Source organism: Faecalimonas nexilis, from assembly GCF_059731825.1.
This window is the reverse complement of record NZ_AP029189.1, coordinates 2,186,910-2,199,479: the sequence shown is the minus strand read 5'-3', so window position 1 is coordinate 2,199,479 and position 12,570 is coordinate 2,186,910. Positions and strand designations below refer to the sequence as shown.

13 protein-coding genes are annotated in these 12,570 nt (G+C 40.2%); 9 read left to right on the top strand and 4 right to left on the bottom strand.

The window, feature by feature from the left end; translation table 11 throughout:
- Positions 1-3: 3 nt before the first annotated feature.
- Positions 4-924: a ketopantoate reductase family protein gene (locus AC6I5B_RS11200; RefSeq protein WP_117787803.1), complete on the top strand. Its 921-nt coding sequence runs from the start codon at positions 4-6 to the stop codon at positions 922-924.
- Between the two features lie 74 nt (positions 925-998).
- On the opposite strand, the gene AC6I5B_RS11195 is transcribed toward AC6I5B_RS11200, so the two are convergent.
- Together AC6I5B_RS11195 and AC6I5B_RS11190 are read right to left on the bottom strand one after the other, a co-directional pair.
- The gene (locus AC6I5B_RS11195; RefSeq protein WP_004611297.1) at positions 999-2,555 is read right to left on the bottom strand and encodes an ABC-F family ATP-binding cassette domain-containing protein; all 1,557 of its coding nucleotides are present in this window, start codon (positions 2,553-2,555) and stop codon (positions 999-1,001) included.
- 93 nt (positions 2,556-2,648) lie between these two features.
- A complete protein-coding gene (locus AC6I5B_RS11190) occupies positions 2,649-3,608 on the bottom strand; it encodes a dipeptidase (RefSeq protein WP_270607418.1) in 960 nt (319 codons plus the stop codon).
- 64 nt (positions 3,609-3,672) lie between these two features.
- Here AC6I5B_RS11190 and AC6I5B_RS11185 point away from each other — a divergent pair, with 64 nt between their 5' ends.
- Positions 3,673-4,374 carry a gamma-glutamyl-gamma-aminobutyrate hydrolase gene (locus tag AC6I5B_RS11185; protein ID WP_004611295.1) on the top strand — a complete coding sequence of 234 codons (702 nt, stop codon included), beginning with the start codon at positions 3,673-3,675 and terminating at the stop codon, positions 4,372-4,374.
- A gap of 10 nt (positions 4,375-4,384) precedes the next feature.
- Here AC6I5B_RS11185 and AC6I5B_RS11180 read toward each other — a convergent pair whose 3' ends face one another.
- A complete protein-coding gene (locus tag AC6I5B_RS11180) occupies positions 4,385-5,338 on the bottom strand; it encodes a type II CAAX endopeptidase family protein (protein ID WP_117787801.1) in 954 nt (317 codons plus the stop codon).
- Positions 5,339-5,454: 116 nt separating this feature from the next.
- Here AC6I5B_RS11180 and AC6I5B_RS11175 point away from each other — a divergent pair, with 116 nt between their 5' ends.
- From AC6I5B_RS11175 to AC6I5B_RS11145, 7 genes are all read left to right on the top strand, one after another.
- A complete protein-coding gene (locus AC6I5B_RS11175; protein ID WP_004611293.1) occupies positions 5,455-5,637 on the top strand; it encodes a hypothetical protein in 183 nt (60 codons plus the stop codon).
- A 15-nt stretch (positions 5,638-5,652) separates the two neighbouring features.
- The gene (locus AC6I5B_RS11170; RefSeq protein ID WP_004611292.1) at positions 5,653-5,910 is read left to right on the top strand and encodes a spore coat protein; all 258 of its coding nucleotides are present in this window, start codon (positions 5,653-5,655) and stop codon (positions 5,908-5,910) included.
- A gap of 88 nt (positions 5,911-5,998) precedes the next feature.
- The gene (locus tag AC6I5B_RS11165; RefSeq protein WP_004611291.1) at positions 5,999-6,484 is read left to right on the top strand and encodes a DUF6512 family protein; all 486 of its coding nucleotides are present in this window, start codon (positions 5,999-6,001) and stop codon (positions 6,482-6,484) included.
- Between the two features lie 101 nt (positions 6,485-6,585).
- Entirely contained in the window at positions 6,586-7,899 is a 1,314-nt protein-coding gene (locus AC6I5B_RS11160) for a sodium-dependent transporter (RefSeq protein ID WP_004611290.1), read from the top strand.
- Between the two features lie 150 nt (positions 7,900-8,049).
- A complete protein-coding gene (locus tag AC6I5B_RS11155; protein WP_004611289.1) occupies positions 8,050-8,904 on the top strand; it encodes a MerR family transcriptional regulator in 855 nt (284 codons plus the stop codon).
- A gap of 74 nt (positions 8,905-8,978) precedes the next feature.
- Complete coding sequence (locus tag AC6I5B_RS11150) at positions 8,979-9,332, top strand: hypothetical protein (protein WP_004611288.1); 354 nt, start codon at positions 8,979-8,981, stop codon at positions 9,330-9,332.
- A 41-nt stretch (positions 9,333-9,373) separates the two neighbouring features.
- The gene (locus AC6I5B_RS11145; RefSeq protein ID WP_004611287.1) at positions 9,374-11,005 is read left to right on the top strand and encodes a Na/Pi cotransporter family protein; all 1,632 of its coding nucleotides are present in this window, start codon (positions 9,374-9,376) and stop codon (positions 11,003-11,005) included.
- Positions 11,006-11,053: 48 nt separating this feature from the next.
- On the opposite strand, the gene AC6I5B_RS11140 is transcribed toward AC6I5B_RS11145, so the two are convergent.
- Positions 11,054-12,283 carry an argininosuccinate synthase gene (locus tag AC6I5B_RS11140; RefSeq protein WP_004611286.1) on the bottom strand — a complete coding sequence of 410 codons (1,230 nt, stop codon included), beginning with the start codon at positions 12,281-12,283 and terminating at the stop codon, positions 11,054-11,056.
- Positions 12,284-12,570 lie beyond the last annotated feature (287 nt).

Sequence of the window (12,570 nt, the reverse complement as noted above, 5' to 3'; positions counted from 1 at the left end):
GATATGAGTAAAAAAATTACAGTGGCAGGAATTGGTGGCGTTGGAGGATATCTTGCCGGAATGTTGGCGGATACCTATGATGAAGTTTCATTTATTGCGAGAGGTGAACGAAAGAAAAGTCTCGAAGAGAATGGGCTTGTATTACACAGTGAATATCACGGAGAAATAATTGCTCATCCAAAGAAAGTAGTGGAGCGAGGAGATGAGCTTGGGATACAGGATTATATTTTTATATGTGTGAAAAATTATTCTTTAAAAGAAGTTTGTAAGTCACTGAAAGGCTGCGTGGGAGAGAGGACGGTTCTGATTCCGGTCATGAATGGCGCGGATCCGGGAGAGCGTGTGAGAAAATATATTGGAAAAGGAATTGTTGTGGATTCCTTGATTTATATCTTATCCTATACGAAAGAGGATTTTTCAGTAGTGCAGAAAGGGAATTTTGCCGATATTAAGATTGGAATTTCCAATGCGAATGAGAGAGAAAAAAAGGCAGTAGAAGACGTATACCAGTTGCTGAGAGGGGCGAAGGTGGACTGCGTTGCTGCGGAAGATATTGAGGCAGAGATTTGGAGAAAATACATATTTAACTGTGCGTACAATGTGCTGACCGCTCATTATCGGGAAAATGTCGGAGAACTTCGTGCAGATGCAAAGAAGAGGGAAGAGTTTCGCCGATTATTGCAGGAGGCTTATGATGTCGGGAAGGCAAAAGGAGTGCATCTGGAGGAAGAAGATATAGTAAGGCACCAGAATCGATTTGAAAATAAGCTTGCAGATGATGCGACAAGTTCACTGCAAAGAGATGTGGAGGCCGGGAAGCGCAATACAGAGCTTGAGACATTTTGCGGATACATTGTCCGTGTGGGGAGAGAGCTTGGGGTAGATGTTTCGCTCACGGAGAAATTTTACAGGATGGATTCGTGAGTGTGTATTTTTGAAGGGACTATTTAAAAAGAAGGGAAAGCTGCTCCAGTGGAGCAAGCTTTCACAAATGTAGCTTAGATAATTTTTGTTGTCCATTTTGTGCAGTCCCAAACCTCATTTACGACGTCGCGGTAAAATTCCGGTTCGTGACAGATGAGAAGGACACTGCCTTTGTATTCCAGTAAGGCGCGTTTTAATTCGTCTTTCGCATCTACGTCGAGATGGTTGGTTGGCTCATCTAAAAGCAGGATATTTGTCTCGCGGTTGATCAATTTGCAGAGACGTACTTTTGCCTGTTCACCACCGCTTAACACACGCACCTGACTTTCGATATGTTTTGTCGTCAGACCACACTTGGCAAGGGCGGAACGTACTTCATACTGAGTATAGGAAGGGAATTCCTGCCAAATCTCTTCAATACAGGTTGTTTTGTTGTCTGGTGCAGATTCTTGTTCGAAATATCCAATCTGCAGATTTTCACCCAGTTCGACGGAACCGCTCAATGGTTTGATCAGGCCTAAGATACTTTTTAATAAGGTTGTTTTTCCGATTCCGTTTGCGCCGACCAATGCAATTTTATGTCCGCGTTCCATAGATAAAGTCAGCGGTTTGGAAAGTGGTTCGTTGTATCCAATGACTAAATCTTTTGTCTCGAAGATATATTTTCCAGGAGTCCGTCCCTGTTTGAAATGAAATTCCGGCTTTGGACGTTCTGCCGCAAGTTCAATGACATCCATTTTATCCAGTTTTTTCTGGCGGGACATCGCCATATTTCTTGTGGAAACACGAGCTTTATTTCTGGCAACAAAGTCTTTCAGCTCACTGATTTCCTGCTGTTGGCGTTTGTAGGCCGCTTCAAGCTGGGCTTTCTTTACGGCATACACTTCCTGAAAATGATCATAATCGCCAACATAGCGGTTCAATTCCTGATTCTCCATGTGGTAGATAATGTTGATGACTTCGTTTAGGAATGGGATGTCATGAGAAATCAGGATAAATGCATTCTCGTAGTCAATCAGATAACGTTTCAACCATGCGATGTGTTCTTCATCCAGATAGTTTGTCGGTTCATCTAAAAGCAGGATGTCCGGTTTTTCCAAAAGTAGTTTGGCAAGCAGTACTTTTGTGCGCTGACCGCCACTTAAATCGGTTACGTCTTTCTCAAGACCGATATCCAAAAGACCGAGTGCACGGGCAACTTCCTCCACCTTTGCATCAATGACATAAAAATCATGTAGCGTGAGTGTGTCCTGAATTGTTCCCAATTCTTCCATGAGCGTCATCATCTCTTCTTCGTCTGCATCTCCCAGAGAGTCGCAGATGGTATTCATTTTTTCTTCCAGTTCAAATAAATATGCAAATGCAGATTTTAGAACGTCCTGAATGGTCATCCCTTTTTCTAATACAGTGTGCTGATCGAGATATCCGACGCGGACATTTTTTGCCCATTCGATCTTGCCCTCGTCAGGCTGTAGTTTTCCGGTTACAATATTTAAAAATGTGGACTTTCCTTCACCGTTTGCTCCGACCAGACCGATATGCTCGCCCTTTAAAAGACGAAACGAGACGTCGCCGAAGATAGCACGGTCACCAAATCCATGTGATAAATGTTCGACATTTAAAATACTCATTTCGAAACTCCTTATTGTTGATAATTTAATTGATGTATATTGTCAATTAAAATTATTTTACACGATAAATAGAGTTTTGTCATCAAACTTCTGCTAAAGAAGATCTTTTACAATGCGGAGGATATTTTTGGACCAAATTTTTTCCAGTTGCCGTTCGGTGAATCCTCTCTTTTGCAATTCTGCGTATAGACGGTCAATCTGACCGATATCTGTCAGTTCTAATTTTCCGTCATCAAATCCATCGAAATCAGTTCCGATTGCCACCGCATCTTCTCCGCCGATATAAAACAGATGGAGGGCGTGTTCTGCCAGGTCTGAAACGGATGCGTGTCCGACTGGGTTTACAAAATATGGATAAAAATTCAATCCGATTACGCCACCTTTTTCTGCCAGTGCACGAATCATGTCGTCAGTCAGATTTCTCGGGTGCTCACAGAGTGCTCTTGCATTGGAGTGGGAGGCGACAATCGGCTTGGAGCTGGTGCTTAGCACATCCCAAAAACCACCGTCTGATAAATGCGACACATCGATCAACATTCCGAGGGCATTCATTTGCTCAACTACTTCAAAGCCAAATGGTTTCAGTCCTTTCTGCATGATTTTGCGGTCTTTACTGTTTGGAGAGCCAATGCAGTTTTCTTCGTTCCAAAGGAGAGTAACCAAACGGACTCCTTCCTGATAGAGCGTGTGTAAGCGATTCACTTGACTATCCAAAATACCACCTTCCTCGATCGTCACAAAAGCGGAAAGTTTTCCCTGCGCCTGATTTTTGTCAAATTCCAGAAAATTTCGTGCAATTGCGATTGCGTCTTTATTTTGAACGATCTCTTGCTTTATGCGTGCAAGCATTTGCATAGCATAGTCATAGCCTTTCGTATAACGACCATTTCCCTCAAATTGCTTTAGATAAATGAAACAGGCAAAAAACTGGGCAGTACTCTCGGCTCGTTTCAATTTTTGTAAATCTATACAAAATGGATTATCGTTTAATGTGGTCCCGTTTGTTTCCATCAATTTCCAAATGGTGTCACAGTGCATATCAATCAAATTCATATTTTTTTACTCCTTGCATAATCTGTATTGTTATAGTCTACTCTATTATAAAAAGGATGTATATATGAAATCAAAAATTGGAATTGTTATTTGTGGGTTGATGGGGGAAAAGCAGTTTGTGAGTGACGCCTATATAAAGGCGGTGAAGTCGGCAGGAGGTCTCCCGATTATTCTGCCGCTTGTCAAATCAAATGAAGTGATTGCGGACTATGTGAAACTGTGCAGCGGTTTTCTGTTTTGCGGGGGCGGTGACATTACGCCGCTGCTTTTTGGAGAAGAGCCGGCACGTGGAATCGGGGAGACGGACATTGCGTTGGATCTGTTTCAGATTCGACTTATGAAATCGATTCTTAAGAGCAAAAAGCCCGTGCTTGCCATCTGTCGTGGCATGCAGATTTTAAATGTAGCTTGCCATGGTACGATCTGTCAGGATATAGAACTTCGAAAAGAACCTTCAATCAACCATATGCAGACAAGCATTTCGCGAAAGGATATCAGCCATAAAGTGAATACTGTTGCTGGCAGCAGGCTGCACCGGATTATCGGAGAGTTTGCCTACACAAACAGTTTTCACCATCAGGTAATCGAGGAGGTGGGGGAAGCGCTGCAAGTTACCGGAAGAACGGCAGACGGTGTGATTGAGGCAATCGAAATGCCATCGCACCCCTTTGTGTTAGGGGTACAATGGCATCCGGAAAGCATGTATGAAATTTCATCAGACATGCGCTATCTTTTTCGCGCATTTATGCATTTTGCGGAAAAATAAATTCGCAATCTTAGTACATCATACTATTTAATACAGATGGATCAAATAGTAAGGAGAAAATGATGATAAAAAAGCCGACAACCAAAAATGCCCCGGATATCAAGAGCAGTACGACCAGTTTCATCCGTTCTTCTTTCGCAAACAGGCTGTTTTTTGCATGTTTTGTCCCTTTGTGAATCAGATAATTTCCGATTGTGAGTAAAAGTGGAATAGCAGCTCCGTACATCACATACATTCCAATCGAGATCAAAGGGATTCCATTGTCTGTCATGGTCGACATTTGGCTTTGGAACATCTCATTTGAGTACATGGATTTCATTGCGAAAATACTAAGCAGCGGCATAGCATTGTTGATTGCATGAAACAGCGCTCCGTAAATCATATTGTCGGTCTCATATACAATGTAGCCGAGCATAATGCCAAGCAGTGCCGTCGGAACAAATCTCCAAATATTTCCGTGAAATGCACCGAAAATCAAGCCTGTGACAACGATGGCGATCCATTTGTTTTTTCCATTGTCAAAGCTGTGCATTACAACACCGCGAAATACGGCTTCTTCACAAATTGCAGGTGAGATGGACACAATCACAAAAGAAATTATAAATGTCAAACTTGCAAATTCCATTCCAAGACCCTGACTGACACCGATCACTTCTTCAGGGAAAAAGTATGCGATGATCATGGTGATGATCATAATTGCAAGAAATGATCCAATCCAAAGTAAAATCGTCCCAAAAACAGCCGAAAGTTTTGGCTTGTGAATTGGAAAGACTTGTTTGAAATCACCTCTGACAACAGCAGTAAGAGCGACCGCAAGTACAAGCAGAAGTATTTCGTTTAGCAAAGTACCGTAAAGTCCAAGATTTGCGCCTAAGATTGGACTTACGAAAAATACACAGACAGCTGACAAGATCAGCATGATGATTCCGTGATACACTTTCAGTGTTTTTCTGTTTTCTTCCATATAAAAAATATCCTTCCTAAATTATTTTACTCTCATTATAGCATATTATCTTTCAATACTGACATACTAAACTTGGAAACTTATTATAAATTTTTCATTATGAGGAGGAACCCATTATGTCTGATATTTCTATTTTAGATTTACAGAATCTCCGTCATCTGATCGGCGGGTATGAAACGACACACTGCAAAATGACTGATTATGCAAATCAGGCGCAGGATGCTGAGATTAAAAAACTTTTTCAGGATGCAGCGGATTCTGCAATGAAAAATAAACAAGATCTGATGAAATTTTTGTAAGAGGGAGGAAGTAGAATGAACGAGAAAACAATGGTATCGGATGCACTTGTCGGTGTAAACGGAGAGTTGAAAATGTTTGGAGAGATGATTCCACAGACAGAGAACAAAGAGTTAAAACAATGCCTGAAACAGATTCGAAGCGAATGTGAAATGTCACAGGAAAAACTATATCAGGTGGCGCGTGAAAAGAGTTATTATGTTCCTGCCGCGAAGGCAACACGTGAAGAAATCGATCATGTAAAAAATATTTTGACACAACCATCTATGAAATAACATTGGTATGAATTTCAGGCATCGTAAAGCAACATTCCACGGTGCCTGAAATAAAAAAATAATCCCGTTCTTTTGGAGGCTTGGAAGGATGAAGAATACATTAAAAAAATCAGAAATATTTGGTGCGATATTTGTTATGGTGTTTGGGACGTTAATGCACTTTTTTTATGATTGGTCCGGGAAGAATCCTGTAGTTGCTTTGTTTGCTCCGTACAACGAATCCACTTGGGAACACTTGAAGCTATTGTTTTTCCCTGTTTTGATTTATTCGGTTTTCCAATATGCGTATATCGGGAAACAATATTCGGGCTATCTTACCGGAAGACTTGCAGGAATCGTAAGTGGTGCATTGATGATTGTAATCATTTTCTACACGTATATGGCGGTTTTCAAACATTCAATTCTTTGGATTGATGTTACACTTTTTTATCTTAGTGTGATCGTTTGTTATCGGATTGCTTACTCGATTACACTGCAAGAAATACCAAGGGCAGCAGAAATATTGTCCGGGATTTGCCTGATTGGTATTATGTTGTTGTTTTTTTGTATTTCTGGTTCGTGGGTTAATTTTTGAAAAAATAGACATTTGCTTAATATTTTTATTGCGCCAATGCGTTAAAGTGTGATAGTATGTAGAAGATACGAATGTATCAAATACATATTTGAGAGGTTATTATGGATAAAAGAGAGAAATTTACAAGCAAGCTTGGCTTTGTTATGGCTTGTATCGGTTCAGCAATTGGACTTGGTAACATATGGATGTTTCCATATCGGTTGGGCGCCTACGGAGGAGCAGCATTTTTGATTCCGTATTTTATCTTTGTATTCATTCTAGGAACAACGGGATTGATTACAGAGTTCGCATTTGGACGACATTTTAGTGGCGGATCGATGACCGGTATTATGACCGTGTTCAAAGAAAAGAAACTAAAAGGCGGGAAATTTGTTGGGATGCTTCCAGCGATCGGACTGCTTGGAATCTTTATGTTTTACAATATTGTTGTGGGATGGATTCTAAAATATTTTGTTTTAAGCGGAACTGGGAAATTAAAGACAATCGATAAAGATACATATTTCAATCAGTTTGCAGGTTCTTCGGCATCTATTCCGTGGGATGCGATTGCGATTGTACTTACGGTAGTGGTAATCTGTGTGGGAGTAATTAAGGGGATCGAGAGAGTCAGCAAGATTATTATGCCGGCGCTGTTTGTGATCTTTATATTACTTGCGATTCGATCTTTATCGCTTCCGGGATCTATGGAAGGGGTAAAATTTTTACTGCAGCCGAAATGGCATCATTTGTTGGAGGTAGATACGTGGGTTATGGCACTTGGACAGGCATTTTTTACGGTATCGCTTAATGGATGTGGAATGGTCGTATATGGAAGCTACCTGAAAAAAGATTATAATATTCCCAAACTTGCGATCAGTACAGCAGTGCTTGACACATTGGCAGCAGTGCTTGCGTCGTTTGTGATCATGCCGGCAGTATTTGCATTTGGTTTGGATGTCAATGCGGGACCTCCGCTTCTGTTTATGACGATGCCAATCATCTTTGATAAGATGCCGGGAGGAACGATTATTGCGATTGTATTCTTCTTAAGTTTGTTCTTTGCAGCAATTTCTTCTTCCATCAATATGCTGGAAGGTGTTGTGGAGGCAATTATATCAAACACAAAATTAACGCGTGTAAAAGCGGTCATTCTTGTTGGTGTAGTGACATTTGTACTGTCGATTCCATTAAACTTAAGCATGACAACATTTGACAATTTTACAAACTTGATTACAGTAGTTGTCTCACCGGTCATGGCGTTGCTGGTATTGATTGTATTCTATTATCTCTATGATGCGAAGAAAGCGCTTGCGGGGATCAACGAAGGTGCAGAAAAGCCGCTTGGCAATACATTTTTATACTTTGCAAAATATGTGTTTACGATTGTGACGATTTTGGTTGTTGTTCTTGGAATTGCATATGGAGGAATTGGGTAAACATTCGATTTTTCCAGAAAAAAGAAAATGCGGGTTGTAATAAAAAATTACAATCTGTATTTTTTTGTAGTATTTATGGAAAAAGCTTGACTGTGCCCTAAGGGAACATGATATAAAAAAGATAGAAATGGCATAAAGGAGGTGGGGAAGATGCGAATAAAAGAAGTCGAAGATTTGACGGGACTTACAAGAAAAGCGATTCGCTATTATGAAGAGAATGGACTGATTCAGACTGTCAAGGGGGCAAATGGATATAAAGAGTATGATGAGGAGACTGTAAAATGTCTTTTGGAGATTAAAAAATTACGTCTTTTGGATTTTTCCGTAAGCGACATTGCAGCTTATCAAAATGATCGGAATTGGGAACAGATTGTGAAAGAAAAAATAGAAGAAACAGAGGATGCAATTAAAACCGCCGGAAGGCGAAAAAAACTGTTAGAGCAGGTTCAAAAAGGAAAGGCGCTTTCGGAACTTGATGTAGAGCAAGAATTGTGGAAAAAGAAGATGGGAATACAGGAAATTTTGACGAAAAATAGTGTGTTTGGAATCTGTAATCTCATATTGTTTGGCATTGTTCACATTTGGTTAATCGGTGAATGGAATCAGATGAAAGAGATAGAACTTTCGAATACAATTCTGTTCGGGCAGTGTATGCTGACGGCATTTTTCTGTATATGGAACGCACATTTAGAGAAAGAAAGCAGAAAGCGTGGCATATTTCTTCGGCAACAAAAGTGGTATGAAAAAGCACTTATGTTGATTTTGTTTACACTCACCTATATAGTTGCCGGTCAGATGGAACTTTGCTGGATAGGAGTGCTTGGAGTGCGAATCACACAGATCCAGCAAGAAAAAGGACAGTTCTTTATGGCAATGGGAGAATTTTTATGGGAAGTTCCGAGGATGCTGTTTATTATAGGTATGTTTGGAATTGAAATACTACTTTTAATATTGGGATTTTTTGCCTGTGGAAAAAAAGCGGGAGAATTTCTAATTGACAGGTAAATTTTATTATGTTAAGCTTTTGTAAGAATCGTGTAAAAATTTAGAAAAATGATAAGATTTACGGAGGCAATTCTATGGATAGGAAAAATATGGCATTGATATTAAGCATATTTCTATTTGTGGGATTGCTTTTTTCAGTGGATCCCTTAGAGCGAGAGCGGGATTATAATTATGGTGAGACACATCAGATTTATTCTGCCGGTGCAGGTTTGACAAGCGGAGTCAGCGCAATCAAGACAGTCAGGCGTATCCAAACAACACTCATTTATTGTCTGTTTCTGACTTGGGGAATGTTATATGGAAAAACTGAAAAATGGATTAAGTTATATTTAAAGAGAATGGAGATGCTCTATTTTCTGAAACAGGTTCGAGTCTCGCAGCGGATGGATGGGAAAAAACGAAAAGAGCAGCTATACGCAACTCAGTGATAAATTTATTGCAAAAGAAGAGAATAGGAGATAAGTAAAAAGTGGAATTAAATGATATACTATTGCTGCTTGGAGGACTTGCATTGTTCTTGTACGGTATGCAGATGATGGGAAATGGTCTTGAGACAGCAGCAGGAAACAAGATGAAAAGCATCTTGGAAAAATTGACATCAAACAGAATCAAAGGGGTTCTTGTCGGAGCTGCAATTACAGCAGTAATCCAGTCATCTTCGGCGACAACCGTCATGGTTGTAGGGTTTGTAAACTCTGGATTGATGACATTGAATCAGGCTGTATGGGTAATTATGGGTGCCAATATCGGTACGACGATTACCGGACAGCTGATCGCACTTGATATTGATGTGATCGCACCGTTATTTGCGTTTGCAGGTGTTGCGGTCATTATGTTTGCAAAAAACGAAAAAATCAAGCATATCAGTGAGATTTTTGCAGGACTTGGTGTGCTATTTATCGGTATGGGTATGATGGGAGATGCGATGGCGCCGCTTCAGCAGTCAGAGACGTTCATCGGCTTTATGGCGAACTTTAACAACCCGCTTGTTGGCATTTTGATCGGTGCGATATTTACTGCGATTATACAGTCGTCTTCTGCATCAGTTGGTATTTTGCAGGCACTTGCAAGCACAGGTGCGATTCCGCTTTCGAGTGCAGTGTTTATCTTGTTTGGACAGAATATCGGAACCTGTATTACAGCAGTGCTGGCATCTATCGGAACAAAGGTAAATGCAAAGAGAACGACGGTAATCCACTTGATGTTCAACATTATTGGTACGGTTTTATTCTCGGTAATCTGTCTGATCACTCCATTTACAGATTGGATTGCAGCGCTGACACCGGATAATCCGGTAGCACAGATTGCCAATGTACATACAACATTCAATATTGTCACTACTTTAGTACTTCTTCCATTTGGAACACTTATGGCGAAAGCTGCCAAGGTGCTTCTGCCGGATAAAGAAGGACAGGAAGAGGATATCAAGCGATTGAAATATATCCGTCCATTTGAAAACAACCATACAGTCGGACATGCTGCAATGGTGATTAGCCAGATTGAAAATGAGGTAGAACGTATGCTTCAGATGGTAAAAAAGAACACAGAAGGTTGTTTTCGTGCTGTAATCAAAAATGATCAAAATATGGTTGCAGATTTGGAGGACAGAGAACAGTATATCGATTATCTGAATAAAGAGATTTCAAAATATATTGTACATCTGATGACAACAGAGATGACGATTCAGGATTCTCAGAAGCTAAATGCTTACTATCGAATTATCGGAGATTTGGAGAGAATTGGAGATCATGCAATCAACTTTGTGGACTATCTGCACAATATGAGTGAGTGGGATATCAAATTTTCACAGTCAGCAATTGAGTCGTTAGAGCAGATGAAAGATCTTTGTACAGAGACATTAGAAGGAATCAGCAAAGAAAATATGAATGGCAGAAAGCATGTGTTAGAGATTGCAGCAAAGAACGAACAGCGTATTGATGATATGCAGGAAAGTCTTTTGAAAGGGCAGATTGAGAGAATGCAGTCTGGAAAATGCAGTGCAGAAGCAGGGGTTATCCTGTCTGAGATGCTCACTGATTTTGAACGAATCGGGGATCATGCACTGAATATTGCAGAAAAATATGAAGAGATGCAAATGTAATAGAGATAGATAAAGAGGACCGAAAATCGGTCCTCTTTGTCTATCTGATTATTTGTTGTTTTCCTTTTCGACTTCAGCCATTTTCATTGCGCGAACTTTGAGCGGAAGACCGAACAGTGTGATGAATCCGTCGGCATCGTGATGGTCGTATAAGTCGCCTGTTGTAAAGCTTGCCAAAGATTCACTGTACAGTGAGTATGGAGAAGTTGTTCCGGCTTTGATGATATTTCCTTTGTAGAGTTTGAATTTTACTTCTCCGGTTACATATTCCTGTGTGGATTCGATGAAAGCTTGAACTGCTTCGCGAAGTGGTGTGAACCATTTTCCTTCGTATACAATCTGAGCAAGTTTGTTACCCATATCTTTTTTCACTTCATATGTAGCACGGTCTAATACCAGTTCCTCTAATTGTTGGTGAGCTTCCATAAGGATTGTTCCACCTGGTGTCTCGTATACACCACGAGATTTCATACCTACCACACGGTTTTCTACGATGTCAACGATACCGATACCATGTTTTCCACCGAGTTCGTTCAATGTTGTAATGATCTCGGAAACTTTCATCTGTGTGCCGTTTACACTGGTAGGAACACCTTTTTCAAATGTCATTGTCACATATTCCCCTTCATCTGGCGCTTTTTCTGGAGTGACACCAAGCACGAGCAAATTGTCATAATCTGGTTCCTGAGCAGGATCTTCTAATTCCAATCCCTCGTGGCTGATATGCCATAAGTTACGGTCACGGCTGTAGCTGTGGCTTGCGTCAAATGGAAGGTCGATACCATGTGCTTTGCAGTATTCGATCTCTTCCTCACGAGACTGCATTGTCCAAATATCTGTCATTCTCCAAGGAGCAATAATCTTTAAATCAGGAGCAAGTGCTTTGATGCCGAGTTCAAAACGAATTTGGTCATTTCCTTTTCCGGTAGCACCGTGGCAGATGGCTGTAGCGCCTTCTTTTCTTGCGATTTCAACCAATTTTTTTGCGATTCCCGGACGAGCCATAGAAGTTCCAAGTAAATATTTGTTTTCGTAGATGGCATTTGCCTGAACGCAAGGAACGATATAGTCATCACAGAATTCGTCAATGATGTTTTCAATATATAATTTAGATGCTCCGGATAATTTTGCACGTTCTTCCAATCCGTCTAATTCTTCGCCCTGCCCACAGTCAATGCAGCAGCAGATGACATCGTAATCAAAATTTTCTTTTAACCAAGGGATGATGGCAGTTGTATCAAGTCCGCCAGAATATGCTAAAACTACTTTTTCTTTCATAATGTAATGCCTCCTAAACTTTTTTTACTGTTCAACTAAGGTTACTATACTCCTATTTTTTGCATAAATCAAGTGTAAATTGCAAAAAAAATAATAAAATATGCAAAAAATATGAATAAATATTCCATTAAAGAGATGTGCTTTCCTGATTTAGCGTAGAAAACTATTGACAAAAGCCAAAAGAGGTGTAGAATAAAAAAATAAAAATATCACACAGAAAAGGTTGGAGAATGAGTTATGGAAGAAAGACAGTATCATGTAACTTATAATTTCATAAAAAGATCTAA

What these genes read in the sequence shown, in the direction of transcription:
- AC6I5B_RS11200 (WP_117787803.1), top strand. Translation starts at nt 4, where the DNA reads ATGAGTAAAAAAATTACAGTGGCAGGAATTGGTGGCGTTGGAGGATAT.
- AC6I5B_RS11195 (WP_004611297.1), bottom strand. Translation starts at nt 2,555, where the DNA reads ATGAGTATTTTAAATGTCGAACATTTATCACATGGATTTGGTGACCGT.
- AC6I5B_RS11190 (WP_270607418.1), bottom strand. Translation starts at nt 3,608, where the DNA reads ATGAATTTGATTGATATGCACTGTGACACCATTTGGAAATTGATGGAA.
- AC6I5B_RS11185 (WP_004611295.1), top strand. Translation starts at nt 3,673, where the DNA reads ATGAAATCAAAAATTGGAATTGTTATTTGTGGGTTGATGGGGGAAAAG.
- AC6I5B_RS11180 (WP_117787801.1), bottom strand. Translation starts at nt 5,338, where the DNA reads ATGGAAGAAAACAGAAAAACACTGAAAGTGTATCACGGAATCATCATG.
- AC6I5B_RS11175 (WP_004611293.1), top strand. Translation starts at nt 5,455, where the DNA reads ATGTCTGATATTTCTATTTTAGATTTACAGAATCTCCGTCATCTGATC.
- AC6I5B_RS11170 (WP_004611292.1), top strand. Translation starts at nt 5,653, where the DNA reads ATGAACGAGAAAACAATGGTATCGGATGCACTTGTCGGTGTAAACGGA.
- AC6I5B_RS11165 (WP_004611291.1), top strand. Translation starts at nt 5,999, where the DNA reads ATGAAGAATACATTAAAAAAATCAGAAATATTTGGTGCGATATTTGTT.
- AC6I5B_RS11160 (WP_004611290.1), top strand. Translation starts at nt 6,586, where the DNA reads ATGGATAAAAGAGAGAAATTTACAAGCAAGCTTGGCTTTGTTATGGCT.
- AC6I5B_RS11155 (WP_004611289.1), top strand. Translation starts at nt 8,050, where the DNA reads ATGCGAATAAAAGAAGTCGAAGATTTGACGGGACTTACAAGAAAAGCG.
- AC6I5B_RS11150 (WP_004611288.1), top strand. Translation starts at nt 8,979, where the DNA reads ATGGATAGGAAAAATATGGCATTGATATTAAGCATATTTCTATTTGTG.
- AC6I5B_RS11140 (WP_004611286.1), bottom strand. Translation starts at nt 12,283, where the DNA reads ATGAAAGAAAAAGTAGTTTTAGCATATTCTGGCGGACTTGATACAACT.